The organism is Pseudonocardia endophytica (assembly GCF_004339565.1).
GTDB lineage: Bacteria > Actinomycetota > Actinomycetes > Mycobacteriales > Pseudonocardiaceae > Pseudonocardia > Pseudonocardia endophytica.
On sequence record NZ_SMFZ01000001.1, the window covers coordinates 2,811,404 to 2,825,732 of the forward strand.

The window sequence follows — 14,329 nt, forward strand, 5'->3', positions numbered from 1 at the left end:
ACTGCACGGCGAAGGTTCTGACAGTCCGAGATCAGCGCGGTTCTGGTTCACGGCCGGAACCAGGAACCGCATAGCCGCGCGGGCCGCCACCTAGTTCGTGGGGCTATTCGTGGTGCGAAACTCCCGCCACGGACGCCTGTGGTGCCACTCGAGCGGCCGCGCGCACCGGCATCGTGCCTGTTCACCGGCCATGCACGCGTTTACGACAAGCCTCCTAAAGCGGGTGCCGCAGGTTCGAATCCTGCCGGGGACACTGCCGGGGGCGCCATAGTCTGACCAGCGGAAACTCCGTTCACGATCGCAACGGATCCGACCGCGTGGAACGATTCGTGGAACGAAACCGGCCTACCCTTCCCTCATGGCGGCGGGGAAGCGCAGGTCACGGGGTCACATCGAGCAGCTACCGAGCGGCTCGTACCGGGCGATCGTGTTCGCCGGCGTCGACCCGCTTACCGGCCGGAGCCGGCAGCTGAAGGAGACGGCGGCGACCCGCAAGGACGCCGAGAAGGCGCTCACACGCCTCCAGGGCCAGGTCGACGAGAACCGGCAGCCGAAGTCCTCGATCACCGTCGGCCTGGCCGTCGCGCAGTGGCTCGACGTCGCCGACCTCCAACCGACCACACGCGAGCGGTACGACGACCTGATCCGGCTCTACATCCTGCCGACCTTCGGCCAGCTCCAGGCCGGCAAACTCGACGCCGAGCTGCTGGAGCGCTTCTACGCCCGCCTGCAGCGGTGCCGGACACTCTGCAACGGCAAGACGCGCGCCGGCCACGACTGCGAGCCGCACTCGACCGCGCTGTCCGGTGGCGTCACCTCGGGGTCAACCCGGCCGCCATCGCCCAGGCGCCAGCGCCAAGCAAGGCCGAGCCGGACCCACCGAGCGCCAATGAAGCCGCGGCGATCCTCAACGAGGCGTGGCGCGATCCGGAATGGGGCCTGCTGCTCTGGCTGACGATGGTGATCGGCCCTCGACGCGGCGAGATCTCGGCGCTGCGCTGGCGCGACTCCGACCTCGACCGCGAGACGGTGTGGGTGCAGCGCAGCAACACCCAGTCCAAGGCCGGCGTCGTCGAGAAGTCGACCAAGACGGAGCGCAAGCGTCGGGTCGCGCTCGATCCGTACACGGTCCAGCTTCCTCCGAGAGCACCGCGAACGTTGCACAGCCCGTCTCGACGCCCTCGGACTGACGTTCGCCCCCGACGGGTTCGTCTTCTCGCCGGCGCCTGACGGCCGCACGCCCTACGCGCCGCGGGCGATCAGCCAGCGCTACCGCCGGCTCGCGGTGCGACTGAAGCTGCGCAGCACCCGTCTCCACTCGCTGCGGCACTACTCGGCGACCGAGCTGGTCGCTGCCGGCGTGGACATTCGAACCGTCGCCGGCCGCCTCGGTCACGGCAGCGGAGGCGCGACAACGTTGCGCGTCTACGCCGCGTGAGTCGAAGAAGCGGACCGACGGGCCGCGTCGACCATCGCGACCGTGCTACCGGCCGACTCACATGAATCCCGCGCGAACATCTGCTGCGGTCGGTGCTGATAAAGACGCGCACTCATCGTCGAAATAGGAAGGCTCCATACTGCCACGCTGGGTCGACCCAGCCGAACTCGAGCGCCATGCCGTGCGCCGCGACGTCGGAGACGAAGCGGTCGGGGTCGAACTTCGCGGAGCCGCGCTCGTCGTAGCCGAACCATGGGGGGATCCGCGGCACCGGCTCGGTCAGGCAGGCCCGCAGCGTCTCGGTGTCCTCCCAGAAGGCCGCCTGCTCCTCGACGGCGACGACGTCCGCGGCGCTCACCGGGCTCCCCCGTCCAGCGGCCGCCGCAGGCTGGACCGTCCCGCGTCCCAACACCCCAACAGGTGGTCGCCGAGCCGGTCGCCGAGGGCGCTCGACGCCCGGATGCCGAACACGACGTCGGCCGTCAGGTGCGGCTCGCCGTCGAGCAGCGGGGCCAGCACGCGGCGCCGGATGATCTGCTCGTGGACGGCGTCGGCCTCCACGTGCTCGTCGTAGAACCGGATCGAGGCGGGTCCGGCGCCGAGCCTGCGCATCGCGCGCACCAGGCGTTCGGACCCGGGCGAGCTCGTCAGCTCGACGACGGCGAACTGCCCCACGAGCGCGCCGCGCAGGCTGCGGTGCAGCCCGCACAACGACATGAAGTTGACCTCGGCGAGTGTCGCGCCCGGCACCGCGTCGACGTAGCCGCCGTAGGCGTCCGACAGGTCGAGCTCGCGCATCATGTCCGCGAACAGGGTGGCGTGCATGCGCTCCGGGTCGCCGCCGCCGTACTCGTCGTGCTCGACGGTGACCAGGCCCGCCTTCGCAGCGCCGGGCAGGCGCGGGATCACCCAGGCCTGCGGGTCGGCCTCCTTGAGGTGGTAGATCGAGCGGTGCGCGACGTACTCGCGCAGCTGCCACATCTCGCCGTCGCGGCACAGGCGGTGCGAGACACCGGTCTCCGCCGCCGGGCCGACCGGCTCCACCAGCAGCTCGTCCACCGCGGACCACACGTCGTCGGACGGCGCGACGTCCTTGCGGAGCGCATCTAGGAACACCCGCTCAAGCTCGCGACGGAGGCCGAGCACGCGCGGGTCCCACTCGAGCTCGTCGTCGACCCGGGAGTAGCCGCGGTAGTGCAGCTCGTAGCAGCAGTGCAGGGCGAGCTGCAGGTCGTCGCCGAATGGGTCGGCACCGGCCGCGTCGACGGGTCCGGGCTCCCCGCCGCGCAGCAGCGCGAGGACCGCACCGGACAGCGGGCCCCTGGCCTGCGGCAGCACGGCGTCCACGGGGGACGCGGTGGCGGCGGTCATCACGCCTCCTCCTCGCGTCCCGGGCGGACCCGGGTGCGGTGGCTGGTGTCGCAGAACGGGTAGCGGCGGCTGCGTCGGCACACGCACAGCGCGGTCACCGGCCGCTCGGACCGGACCCGGCTGCCGTCCGGCAGCTCGACGTCGACCGGCCCGTCGACGAGCACCGGCCCGTCCCCGGTCAGCACCACCCGGTGCGGTTCATCCGGCACGGCGACCTCCGATCACGACGAGCTCTTCGTCGACGGCTCCGGGTTCGACGAGCCCGCGCGCCTCGTGCAGCGCGGACCGGGCCCGCATCACCGGGCCCAACGGCACGCGTACCCGCTGCCGGACGTCCGCAGTGATGCCGGCGGCCGCCAACCGCTCGACGGTCGCGTCCGCACCGCAACCCGCCGTGTGCACGAGCAGCAGGGCACCACCGGGCACCAAGTGGTCGGCGGCGACGTCGCAGATCCGGTCGAGCAGCGCGCGACCGTCCGGGCCGGCGTCCCAGCACCGGGCCATGCCGTAGCGCGGCAACACGTCCGTCTCGGCGGGCACGTACGGCGGGTTCGCCGTGAGCAGGCCGAACCGCCTGCCCGCCACCGGCCCGAACAGGTCGCCGCGGCGGACGGTCACCGGCAGCCGGTGCATCCAGGCGTTCAGGCGGGCGGCCAACACCGACCGGCGCGACAAGTCGACGGCGGTCACCGACCGGGCACCGGACCGGGCGGCGGCCAGCGCCACCGCCCCCGTCCCGGTGCCCAGGTCCAGCACGTCCGATCCGTCGGCGTACCCGGCCCGTTCCAGCGCGCGGATCAGGACGTCGGTGTCGGACTGCGGCCGGTACACGCCAGGAGGGCTGAGCAGGAACGACGCCATCTCAGGAGACGGTTGACCGCGCCGCTTCGGCGTGACGCGACCGGGCGACGGTCAGCACGCCGGAGCGGTTCTTGTGCTCCTCCTCGTAGCGCAGCACGGCCTGCAGGTCCTCCGGGGACTCGAGGCCGCGCACGGCCGACGCCGCGTCGGACACGGACAGCGAGTCGAAGTCGCGGATCGGCAGCTCCGAGGCCTCCAGCGCCCCACGCTCGCGACGCACCGTGCGGACGGCGTCCGCGGCGTCTCCGGCCCCATCCCGGCGGGCCACCTCCTCGGCCCGGTCCAGCGCCGCGTCGACGCCCGTCCCGACCACCTCGCGGGTCTCCCGCGCGGTGCGGTCCAGGCCGCTGACCAGCTCGAGCACCCGGTCGCGGGCCAGCTCACCGGCCCGGGACACGGTGTGCCCGGCACGGTTGACGCCGTCCGCGGCGACGCGAGCGGGGAACCGGATCACTTGGGTGACCCCGTCCCGCACGACCTGCAGCGGCGTGGCGCGCAGCGGTGCCGGTCCGCCGACGGCCTCCTCGGCCAGCACGGTCGTCAGCCACTCGACGGTCTCGGTGTGGGCCTCGACCAGCTCGCCCGCGAGCGCGTGGTGGCTGGCGGACCCGCCGGCCGTGAGCGCCTGCAGGTAGCGGGCCCTGTCCTGGAGCTGGCGCTCCAGCGCGAGGTCACCGAGCAGCGCCTCGTCGAAGCGCTGCGCCTGCTCGACTTGGCTCTTCAGCACGGCGGCGACGCGTCCCATGACGGTGCCGACGACATCCGGGACGGCGCCGAGCTCGCGCAGCGCATCCTGGATGCGCCCGATCCGGCGCTCCGCGTTGTCCGCGTTGCGCTCCAGCTCACGGCGTGTCTCGTCGGTGCGCGCCTGCACTGTGCGCAGGCGGGCGATCTGGTGCTCGGTCCGCGTCAGCTGCTCGAGCGTGCGCAGCTGCGCGACGACGGCGGTCGTGTTCATCGGGTTTCCTCCCCGGTCGATCGGTATGTGCGGCAGGAGGTCGTCAGCCGACGCGGCCCCACTGGCCCTTCGGCTCTTCCATCTCCATCCGCGCCGCGGCCTGCACCAGCTCGAGCAGCTCGGGGTCGAGGCCGGGGCCGAACTCCTCCGGGCGCTCGGTCGCGATCTCCATCGGGGCGCCCTCCGGCGCCTGCTCGGTGGACAGCGTCGTGCCGTCCTTCGACGGCGACGGGCCCTGGCAGAGGCGACCGGCCTCGGAGAGCTGGTCGAGGCTGAACGTGTACTGCTTGCTCTGCAGACCCTGGTCGAGCAGCGTCTCGACCTCGGGGAAGCGCTCGGCGTTCGTCTTCGGGATCGGCAACAGCTTGTTCCACTCCACGCCGAGCGCCTCGAGCGCCTTCGCGTACGCATTCTCGTGCGCCTGGTCGCGCACGATCAGATACGCGATCGTCGACCGGGCCGTCTTGTTCGCCGTCATCTCGTACAGGCGGCACTTCTGCAGCCGGCCGGTCGACTCGAGCATGAGGTTGTACAGCAGGTTCAACGGCAGGTTCCCGCTGTCGTAGACGTACTTGCCCGTCCACGGATCGCCCTGCGCGTCGACCGGCAGCGCGCCCTGCGCCCCGACGAGCCAGTGGTGGATGTTTCCACCGGAGAGGGCCACGCTCAGCGGCGTGGCCCCGTCGGCGCCGGGCTCGTCCAGGCTCGACGGGTTGCCCTGGTAGCGCGGGGACCCGTCGACCAGCCGGGCGATCGTCGTGGCGATCAGCTCGACGTGGCCGATCTCCTCAGTGCCGACGCCGTAGAGCAGGTCGCGAAACGGCTTCCCGTCCGGCCCTCGGAAATTGAAGCTCTGGAACAGGTACTGCATCATCGTGCGCATCTCGCCGAACTGGCCACCGAGACCCTCCTGCAGCGCGTTCGCCGCGGCGGGGTCGGGCTCGTCGGGGACGATCTCGTTGATCAGGCGCTGAACGTGGAAGAACACAGACATACCTCGCAGGGAGGTCGGAGGTGCGTGACACCGGCTCGAGCTGAACCGGCACGGTCACGGAGAACGGCGGCTCGTCGTCGATGACGAGCGTCGGCGGAAACCTGCGCGACAGGTCCGCCCGCGCCGTTGACGGATACCCGCCTGCCGCGCCCCAAACCCTCGCCCGCGTGCGTTGCCGGTCTCCTACTGTCCGAGCGCATCGAACCGCCGCGAGGCCGGTAGGGAGCCGGCACAGACTGGGTTCGTGGGGCGCCCATGGGGGGTGAGCAAGCCCGCCGGCAGTTGGTCTTCGTCCACATCGCCGTCTCGGTCGGCTGGATGGGCGCCGGTGCGACGTACGTCGTGCTGGCCGTGACCGCAGCGACCGCGTCGGAGAGGACTCGCGACGGCGTCACAGGGCGGGACACCGCGGGACTTGTCGGCTCCCGGAGCGGTCCGGCTCTCGTATCGCCGGCGGCGAGACGGTCACGCGCGCTCTCGATCCGCTGCCGCGATTCGTTGTGGTCACCGGTCGAGAAGGTCGCCGGTCATTCGGGGCGTGGTGAACGCGTGACATCGGCGGCGGCGGGTACACCCCCGTACAACGCATCCCACGACACCTTGTCAAGCGAGCCGCACCGACAGTGCGGAGCACGGGGCGGGGGTGACGGCTGACGGGTCGAGGCGTGGCTCGATGCCCCACCGGTCTCTGTCATCCAGGAGTTTTCAAATGGCCTATGTCTCGTTCCCGTTCCAGGTTCCCGCCGGAGGATCTCCAGCACTGACACCCCCGCGGCGACCGATCATCGATACATCCACCCCGGGTGTCAGGGTGATCCGCGTGATCGGGCGAGTGGATCGGGGCACCGGCGCCCGGGTCTCGCGTCTGGTCGATGCTCAACTCGCAATAACCCATGTAGACGGGTGCAAGATCCGGCATGTGGTGCTCGATCTCGACGACGCCGAGATCGTGGACACGGAGGCGGTGCCGGGCTTGAACGAGGCTCATGCCGCGTGCCGGCGCCGTCGCATCACACTGCACTTGAGCGGCGGTTTCGGCGATCAGCGAAAGCTCGGGCTCCAGGCCAGCGCCCAACTTCGCTCATTCAGCCACTTCCCGGACCTAGGAATCGCACTGAACCATCTGGCGACCGCGCCGGCCTGAGCGGCTCGCATGCGACGTGGCGGCCGTCGTTGCGGCCGTTGTAGAGGAACACCCAGCGTTCAGCGGAACTCGGCCGGAGGCGGCGCGATCTGACAATGCTCTCCACGTCACCGAATGGTGATTTGCAGCTCGAGTTACTACGAGTCGCCCGCGCGACGCCCGGTGCTCTCGGGCCGACCGTGGACGGAAGCGGACGGTGCGGCCAGGGGTGCGTGCTATCGCCAGTTGCCGATGCCGGCCGACGGCACTTGCCCGGGCGAGCCCGAGCAGTTGTTTCCACGACTTCGGCACGAGGTCCGGAGCTCCCTCCAGCGTCACCCCCATTCAGTCCGAGAGGGGCATCTGATCACCGCAACGTCCAGTAAGGCAATCGGGCCCTGTTGAACGCAGGCCGTGTGACTGAGCCGCCGGGCAGGACGGAGGAGCATGCAACTGCTTGACCTGGTCTACCTGGCCGTCGGCGCGGCGGCGCTCTTGGCCGGGTTGCTCCCCCGCCTCCTGGCCGGTCAGCCCCTTTCGCTGCCGATCGTGTTCCTCGGCCTCGGGGCCCTGTTCTACCTGCTCGTCCCAGCGCTACCGGACCCGGACCCGCTGGCCCACCCCGGCCTTGCCGAACACCTCACCGAGCTCGGCGTGATCGTCGCGTTGATGGGCGCGGGCCTCAAGCTCGACCGGCCGATCGGATGGCGGCGCTGGTCCACCACGTGGCGGCTGCTGATCATCGCCATGCCCGTGACCATCGCCGCCGGCGCCCTGCTGGGGTGGTGGTGGCTGGGCCTGGTGCCCGCGTCAGCTCTGTTGCTGGGGTCCGCGGCCGCACCGACCGACCCCGTCCTCGCCGCCGACGTACAAGTCGGCGAACCGAGCGGGCACGCCCACGGTGAGGACGAGGTGCGCTTCTCGCTCACCTCCGAGGCCGGCCTGAACGACGCGCTGGCGCTCCCGTTCGTCTACGCCGCCATCGCGATGGCATCCGCCGGGCCCGCGCCATCGGACTGGATCGGCGAGTGGTTGCTGCACGACGTGCTGGTCAAGCTCGCGATCGGCACCGTCGGAGGACTGGTCGTCGGCAAGGCGCTGGGACGAATGTTCTTCCGCAGCCGCACAGCCACGATGCACCTGGCCTCTCAGGCGGAGGGCTTCATCGCGCTGGCGGCGACGTTCCTCGCCTACGGCGTCACCGAGGTCGCCGGCGGCTACGGATTCCTCGCGGTGTTCCTGTGCGCCAGGTCGATCCGGGCCACCGAACGCGACAGCGGCTACCACGAGGTGCTCCACGACTTCGTCGAGCAGATCGAGCGCCTGCTGATCGTGCTCCTGCTCGTCCTGCTCGGCGGCGCCGTCGTACGCGGCCTACTGGAGCCGCTGACCTGGCCCGCGATCGCCGTGGCGGCCGCGATCGTGTTCGTCGTCCGGCCGATCGCGGCCCGTCTGTCGCTGGCCGGAACACACATCAATCCGGGCGAGAAAATCGCGATCTCGGTGTTCGGCATCCGCGGGATCGGGTCGCTGTTCTACCTCGCCTACGCCACCACCCAGGCCCGCTTCGCCGATAGCGCACTGCTCTGGGCAATGGCCGGTTTCATCGTCGTGCTGTCCGTAGTGGTCCACGGAGTCACCGCCACACCAATCATGAAGCGGCTCGACCGCAGGCGCGACGACGCACCCACACCTGACGACGCACCCACACCGAAGGAGTCCGCATGAAGGCAGTGACATGGCACGGGAAGAACGACGTACGGGTGGACACGGTCCCCGACCCTGTGATCCAGGAGCCGACCGACGCGGTCATCCGGGTCACGACAACTAACATCTGCGGTTCGGACCTGCATCTCTACGAGACACTGGGTCCGTTCATGGGCCATGGCGACATCCTCGGCCACGAACCCATGGGGATTGTGGAGGAGATCGGCTCGCAGGTCACGAACCTCTCGGTCGGTGATCGAGTGGTGATCCCTTTCCAGATCGCCTGCGGTTCCTGCTGGATGTGCGGGCAGGGCCTGCAGACCCAGTGCGAGACCACCCAGGTTCGCGAGCAGGGGATGGGTGCGGCGCTGTTCGGGTTCTCCAAGCTCTATGGCGAGGTGCCCGGTGGGCAGGCGGAGTACCTGCGAGTTCCCCAGGCCCAGTACGGGCCGATCGTCGTGCCGCACGAGCATTCCGACGACCGGTTCGTCTACCTGTCCGACGTCCTGCCGACGGCGTGGCAGTCCGTCGCCTACGCCGACATCCCGAAGGGCGGTTCCGTCGCGGTTCTCGGACTCGGTCCGATCGGTGAGATGGCGACCCGGATCGCCCAGCACCAGGGTGTCGGCCGGGTGATCGCCGTCGACCTCGTATCCGAGCGACTCGAACGTGCCCGCGCACACGGCGTCGACGTCGTCGACCTCCGGAACACCACCGACATCGGGGCAGCGATCCGGGACATGACCGACGGCCGCGGAGCCGACGCCGTCATCGACGCGGTCGGTATGGAGGCCCACGGCTCCCCGGTCGCGCGAGGCATCCAGCAGGTCGCCGGCGCTCTCCCCCAGGCCGTCTCGGCGCCGATCATGAAGACCGCGGGGGTGGACCGCCTCGCGGCGCTGACCACCGCGATCGACGTCGTCCGCCGCGGAGGCACGATCAGCCTGATCGGTGTCTACGGCGGCACCGCCGACCCGCTGCCAATGCTCACCCTGTTCGACAAGCAGATCCAGCTGCGGATGGGACAAGCGAACGTCAAGCACTGGGTCCCCGAGATCCTGCCGCTGCTGACCGGCTCGGACGACCCGCTCGGGGTGGACGACTTCGCAACCCACCGCCTGCCCCTGTCCGAGGCGCCGCACGGCTACGACATCTTTCAGAAGAAGCAGGACAGCGCGATAAAGGTCGTCCTGACCCCATGAGCGTGACGACAACGTTTCGACGATTCTCACGCACCTCGATGTCGGCGCCGCCGCCGAACTCGGAACGTATCCCGGCCGGGCAGCGGTCCCGAGGCCTCCACGGGCTCCGGTTCGAGCCGACGACCTGACGAGTCCTACGTCCGCTGTTCAACCACAATCGGCGGTCGCCCACGATCTGCATCTGCGCTGATCACCAGGCAAGTTGGTAATCGGCGGAATCCAGTGGGGGTCGGCGGTGGGCGGTAGTAGACGTGGACATATCCGTGGGAGTTGATCACGGCAAACCCTCTCTACCGGTGAGGATTCCCTTCACGTCTTCCAGCCGGCCCTGACGGGCCGGTCGGGCGGCTGCGCTGCCTCCCGCCTCTACCTTCGGCCCGGCGTACGGCGCGCGCACGCCCGCCACGGAGTCAGGCCCAGCGGAGACGCCAAGGGCCCCCAACCGCGACGAGCTGAGGCGACAGAGACGAGCGAACCGGGCCGGTGGACGAGCTGCAGGTTGGGGTCGTGTTCAAGGCCGCACGGGCCATGGGATCGGGGCGGACCGCCTCCCGGCGGAGACCTGACGGCCCCTGCAGCGTCACATGGCCGCCCTCTGCATCAAGGGTGCTGCGCATCGGCTGACGCCGACCACCTCCGGCGGCCCTTGACACAGAAGCCTCCACGGCCATGACCCGCGCTCCGCGCGGAGGCGGGGGAACGCACCCCGCCACCAGGGACGGGGCCGACAGGCCCACGAACACTCGATAGCCAGCATCATGCCGAGGACTTGGACTTGACCACTACCGTATGGCCTCGTAAACCACGCATATTGCAACGCGAATGGGGTTCAAGAATGACGGCAACCACATTTCTGGCGATTCTCTCGTTCCTTGTTGCTGGCCTCTCAGCGATTCTCTCCTGGCAATCTTCTCGAACTGCACGCAAAGGTCTCGTTGCTAGCAACTTGATTATCGCTTTGGGTGACATGCTCACGGCACTCCAAAGGCTATCCGATGCAGCCGTAGGGTTTTCGATCCGAGGAAGAGTTGAGGCGTAGTCGTCCGGCTCTGGAGTCAGATTTCCAGGAGTTTACAACAGCTTCGATGCGGGTGGAGTTACTGGAAGTAGTATTAACAAGAGATGATTTGGGCGATTGGGTTCGGACACTTTTGAACAACTTCGCCGCTGACCTACTTCAGGCCAACGATCGTGCATTCAGTGACGCCGAGTGGCTAATTTCCGATGACGAGCCTAATCCCATTGCATTTCGCGCGTCGTCTTCATTCCGCTCGGCGACGATGAACGATCGAAGCTTTCCTCCGCCTGGGGCATCTGGTGTCGAGTCCCTCTGATCGACGAGCAGGCCGCGCAGCCCTGTCTCGGGCACGTGGTGTGCCGGCAGTTCTACCGGGGCGAGGACGGCGAGCGGGCGGTCGCCGGCCTGCCCACGATCTGTGCCTCGCCGGGCACGCAGACGGTCATCGGCGTCTGCGTACTCGTTGTCGTCGCTGTGGCGAACAGGCGGCACGCCGTCTGGAGACCGGCTCGGCCTCGGGCGTAGTGATCCCGCCGACCGTCGCGCCCCGTCCAGCCCACAGCCGGCTCCGGACCGATCGCTCAACCGGTGCTGACCGGATCAGTGGACGGGCGGCGGTGCGGTCCGTTCGACATTGCCTGCCGGGAATCGCTGGCGTATCCACGATCGAATCGTCATGCCGGACCTCCCTCTGACCTGCACACGCAGCCACTTCCGCTGCTGCCCGCGATCCGGGCCGCGCAGAAGCGCCGGGAGATGGCGTCGTGGTCCACCCGGCGGTGCGGGCAGACCGGGCAGATCGAGGACGGCGCGACGTCCCCGTCCCCCAGCGGCCGGGTTCCGTTCGGTTCGGTCACGCGTGTTTCCTCCGGTCGGACCGCGCGGCGCAGCGGGTACGGGTCGTCGTCCGCTCTCTGTTCCTCACGCGGGTGACTCCGTCGTCGTCGGCGGGTTCGCAGCACCGGATGCTGCCCGCTCCTGGTCGGGGTCCGGGGACTCGTCCTCGCGTTCCCGGTCCACGGTCGAGCCGAACACCTTCTGTTCCGACCCGTCGACGGCCTGCTCGGGATCGTGTGTCGGGTACTCGGGCATCCGAGGGTCGGTGCCCGGGTGGTGCTCGTGTCGTGACGATCGGCGGACGATCCGGCGGCGGGTGGTCATGAACGCTCCTCGGCGTCGGTGGAGCACGACGCCGTCAGGAGGTCGGTGCCGGTACGGCTGGTGGAGTCGACGGCTGCCGGGTCGCGCCGGTAGCGGCTCATGGTCCGGCGGCTGCGGGGCAACCGGTCGTTCGCGATCAGGACGGCCATCCAGGGCAGCGGGATGGACAGCACAAGCAGGCTGGCGGCAAGCCACGGAGTCGAGATCAGGAAGACCGCGGCCACCATGAGCGGGATCCGCATCCCCATCATCACGGCGTAGCGCCGCTTGCGTGCGGCCAACTCGTCCGCGTACGAGATCGGGGCGTCGGTGATGAGTTCGGGCGGTGGAGCCTTTCGCGTACGGACCGGATCGGTCACGTGTCACCTTCTCGATCACACCGGTGTCGGGTCGGGCCCCATCCGGGCGGGATCGACGGCATCGGCTGTCGTGCCCCCGCAACCCTCCTCTCCCCGTTGGCGTCGCGCGCGGGGAATCGGTGTCCGGTCTGGCGTCGGTGTCACCGGGCCGGTCCGGCTCAGCCGGCCCGGGCAGCAAGCCGGTCGAGGCGTCGGGTGGTGGGCCAGCGCACACCCGTGACCCAGCCGAGCCTCTCGAAGCCGCGGATCACCTCCGCGGAGATGTCGATCTGGCCCTTCCGCACACCGTGGCGGGCGCAGGTCGGGTCAGCGTGGTGCAGGTTGTGCCACGACTCGCCACAGGACAGGACGGCGAGCCACCACACGTTGGCGGAGCGGTCCCGTGAGGCGAACGGACGGTCGCCCCAGATGTGGCAGATCGAGTTGATCGACCAGGTCACGTGGTGCAGGAGCGCGACGCGGACCAGCCCGGCCCAGAAGAAGGCCGTCAGCGCGCCCCACCAGGACATGGTGGCCAGGCCGCCGATCACAGCGGGTCCGAGCAGGCTCATCACGACGATCAGCGGGAACGCACGGTCCACGCGCTGGATGTCGCGGTCGGCGAGCAGGTCCGGTGCGAAGCGAGCCATGTTGGTGCGTTCCGGCTTGAACAGCCACCCGAGATGGGCGTGCACGAAGCCCTTCACCAGGGCCGCGGGCCCGGTGCCGTAGAGCCAGGGTGAGTGCGGGTCGCCCTCCTTGTCGGAGAACGCGTGGTGGCGGCGGTGGTCGCCCACCCAGTCCAGGACGCTGCCCTGCAGCGACAGGCTGCCCGCGATGGCCAGGGCGATGCGTAGCGGGCGGGCCGCCTTGAACGCGCCGTGAGTGAAGTAGCGGTGGAACCCGACCGTGACGCCGAGGCAGCTGAGGAAGTAGAAGCCCACCGCAAGAGCCACGTCGGTCCAGCCGAGCCCCCACCCCCAGGCGAAGGGCACGGCCGCGACCAGAGCCAGCGTGGGCAGGGCGACGAACAGCCCGACCAGAACCATCTGGCCCGGCGGGCGCTGCCCGTCGGTGATCGGGGCGGGACCGCTCCGCGTGGGTGGCGGTGCGATGTCGAGTGTCGTCATAGTCCCATCAGACCCTGTATCGATCCCGAACACAGACCGGCTGGCCCCCGTCTCCGACGTCGGGTTCCGCCGTCACGGTCCTGGAGATACTGCGATCTCTTCCGGAATTTGCCTCGCCGCACCCGGGTGTGTACTGTCGAAACCTGTCACCGTAGTTCTGACTTTCGTGTGTGACACACGCTCGCAGGATGAAGATGCGGGCGGTTCGCTTTCCTTTGGTTTCAGCCGGAGATGGCTTCCGTCTGAATTTCCGCACGGCGACCCGGACGGCGCGACCAGCGGCCCCGGATTACGCGACACCAGAGGAGATGCACATGACACAAGGCACTGTGAAGTGGTTCAACGCCGAAAAGGGTTTCGGCTTCATCGCCCCCGACGAGGGCGGCCCGGACGTGTTCGTCCACTATTCCGCCATCGAGGCCGACGGATTCCGTGAGCTGGCCGAGAACCAGTCGGTCAGCTACGAGGTGACGCAGGGAGCCAAGGGGCCGCAGGCCTCCACCGTGCGGGTCTGATCCCGCACCGGTTCCGAACAACGGCAGCTCCCCGGTCCAGCACCGGGGAGCTGTTGCGTTACCCATCCCCGTCGTCACGACGGACGGGCAGGCCTCCCGCCGAGGTCGGGTACCGCCTCGTCGTACCGCGACGCCGCGTCGAGGATCGCCCAGACGGTCTTGCCGGTGTCGGTCCACACGACGTCCCAGCAGGCGCAGGACCCGACCAGCACCAGTCCGTGACCGCATGCCCCGTCGTCCCCGGCCCGGCCGACGGTCGGCGTTCCGCCGGCGTCGTGGTCGTCGACCTCGACGACCACACTGCGCGGCAGCACGCTGACCCGGAGCACATCGACTCCGGCGCCGTGGTCGATGGCGTTCGTGACGAGCTCGGTGACCACGAGAGCGGTGTCACAGGCCAGGTCCCCGCCGTCGACCAGGCCGCGGACCAGGTGCCGGACGGTGGGCAGATCGGTCGCCACACAACCGATGAGGGTGAACCCGCGCGGGATGGTGTGCGCGACGGCCACGAAG

Annotated in this window: 17 protein-coding genes; 6 read left to right on the forward strand and 11 right to left on the reverse strand. The window is 69.5% G+C overall.

What is annotated here, in order from left to right; genetic code table 11:
- Window positions 1–358 precede the first annotated feature (358 nt).
- Entirely contained in the window at window positions 359–955 is a 597-nt protein-coding gene (locus EV378_RS35825; RefSeq protein WP_207908651.1) for a tyrosine-type recombinase/integrase, read from the forward strand.
- A 231-nt stretch (window positions 956–1,186) separates the two neighbouring features.
- On the forward strand, window positions 1,187–1,438 hold the full coding sequence (locus EV378_RS36740) for a tyrosine-type recombinase/integrase (RefSeq protein WP_279389646.1): 252 nt from the start codon (window positions 1,187–1,189) through the stop codon (window positions 1,436–1,438).
- 112 nt (window positions 1,439–1,550) lie between these two features.
- Here EV378_RS36740 and EV378_RS12795 read toward each other — a convergent pair whose 3' ends face one another.
- The 6 genes from EV378_RS12795 to EV378_RS12820 are packed head-to-tail and all read right to left on the reverse strand — an operon-like array spanning window position 1,551 to window position 5,616.
- Window positions 1,551–1,796, reverse strand: a complete 246-nt coding sequence (locus EV378_RS12795; protein WP_132424386.1) for a hypothetical protein — start codon at window positions 1,794–1,796, stop codon at window positions 1,551–1,553.
- Window positions 1,793–2,809 (reverse strand): iron-containing redox enzyme family protein, encoded by a 1,017-nt coding sequence (locus EV378_RS12800; protein WP_132424389.1) that lies wholly within the window; start codon window positions 2,807–2,809, stop codon window positions 1,793–1,795. Before EV378_RS12800 ends, EV378_RS12795 begins: the two co-directional genes overlap by 4 nt.
- Window positions 2,809–3,018 carry a CDGSH iron-sulfur domain-containing protein gene (locus tag EV378_RS12805; RefSeq protein ID WP_132424392.1) on the reverse strand — a complete coding sequence of 70 codons (210 nt, stop codon included), beginning with the start codon at window positions 3,016–3,018 and terminating at the stop codon, window positions 2,809–2,811. The genes EV378_RS12800 and EV378_RS12805 overlap by 1 nt, the downstream gene beginning before the upstream one ends.
- Window positions 3,008–3,670 (reverse strand): HemK2/MTQ2 family protein methyltransferase, encoded by a 663-nt coding sequence (locus EV378_RS12810; RefSeq protein ID WP_132424395.1) that lies wholly within the window; start codon window positions 3,668–3,670, stop codon window positions 3,008–3,010. The genes EV378_RS12805 and EV378_RS12810 overlap by 11 nt, the downstream gene beginning before the upstream one ends.
- A 1-nt stretch (window position 3,671) precedes the next feature.
- Complete coding sequence (locus tag EV378_RS12815; protein ID WP_132424398.1) at window positions 3,672–4,628, reverse strand: DUF8129 domain-containing protein; 957 nt, start codon at window positions 4,626–4,628, stop codon at window positions 3,672–3,674.
- Between the two features lie 43 nt (window positions 4,629–4,671).
- Window positions 4,672–5,616, reverse strand: a complete 945-nt coding sequence (locus EV378_RS12820; protein ID WP_132424401.1) for a manganese catalase family protein — start codon at window positions 5,614–5,616, stop codon at window positions 4,672–4,674.
- A 715-nt stretch (window positions 5,617–6,331) separates the two neighbouring features.
- Between EV378_RS12820 and EV378_RS12825 the strand changes: the two genes are divergently transcribed.
- The 3 genes from EV378_RS12825 (at window position 6,332) to EV378_RS12835 (ending at window position 9,654) form a co-directional block, all read left to right on the forward strand.
- Window positions 6,332–6,766 (forward strand): STAS domain-containing protein, encoded by a 435-nt coding sequence (locus EV378_RS12825; protein WP_165922264.1) that lies wholly within the window; start codon window positions 6,332–6,334, stop codon window positions 6,764–6,766.
- Between the two features lie 426 nt (window positions 6,767–7,192).
- The gene (locus EV378_RS12830; protein ID WP_132424407.1) at window positions 7,193–8,473 is read left to right on the forward strand and encodes a cation:proton antiporter; all 1,281 of its coding nucleotides are present in this window, start codon (window positions 7,193–7,195) and stop codon (window positions 8,471–8,473) included.
- On the forward strand, window positions 8,470–9,654 hold the full coding sequence (locus EV378_RS12835) for a zinc-dependent alcohol dehydrogenase (protein WP_132424410.1): 1,185 nt from the start codon (window positions 8,470–8,472) through the stop codon (window positions 9,652–9,654). The genes EV378_RS12830 and EV378_RS12835 overlap by 4 nt, the downstream gene beginning before the upstream one ends.
- 1,692 nt (window positions 9,655–11,346) lie before the next feature.
- Here the strand turns inward: EV378_RS12835 and EV378_RS36895 are convergent.
- The 4 genes from EV378_RS36895 to EV378_RS12855 all read right to left on the reverse strand — a co-directional run bounded on the left by EV378_RS36895 (window position 11,347) and on the right by EV378_RS12855 (window position 13,301).
- Window positions 11,347–11,634: an RGCVC family protein gene (locus EV378_RS36895; RefSeq protein ID WP_341540421.1), complete on the reverse strand. Its 288-nt coding sequence runs from the start codon at window positions 11,632–11,634 to the stop codon at window positions 11,347–11,349.
- Window positions 11,594–11,833: a hypothetical protein gene (locus EV378_RS12845; protein WP_132424416.1), complete on the reverse strand. Its 240-nt coding sequence runs from the start codon at window positions 11,831–11,833 to the stop codon at window positions 11,594–11,596. The genes EV378_RS36895 and EV378_RS12845 overlap by 41 nt, the downstream gene beginning before the upstream one ends.
- Window positions 11,830–12,192: a DUF3099 domain-containing protein gene (locus EV378_RS12850; protein ID WP_132424419.1), complete on the reverse strand. Its 363-nt coding sequence runs from the start codon at window positions 12,190–12,192 to the stop codon at window positions 11,830–11,832. The genes EV378_RS12845 and EV378_RS12850 overlap by 4 nt, the downstream gene beginning before the upstream one ends.
- Before the next feature lie 158 nt (window positions 12,193–12,350).
- Entirely contained in the window at window positions 12,351–13,301 is a 951-nt protein-coding gene (locus EV378_RS12855; RefSeq protein WP_132424422.1) for an acyl-CoA desaturase, read from the reverse strand.
- 314 nt (window positions 13,302–13,615) lie between these two features.
- On the opposite strand from EV378_RS12855, the gene EV378_RS12860 reads away from it, so the two are divergent.
- Entirely contained in the window at window positions 13,616–13,816 is a 201-nt protein-coding gene (locus EV378_RS12860; RefSeq protein ID WP_132427816.1) for a cold-shock protein, read from the forward strand.
- 74 nt (window positions 13,817–13,890) lie between these two features.
- Here EV378_RS12860 and EV378_RS12865 read toward each other — a convergent pair whose 3' ends face one another.
- Complete coding sequence (locus EV378_RS12865; protein WP_132424425.1) at window positions 13,891–14,325, reverse strand: ATP-binding protein; 435 nt, start codon at window positions 14,323–14,325, stop codon at window positions 13,891–13,893.
- Window positions 14,326–14,329: the final 4 nt, after the last annotated feature.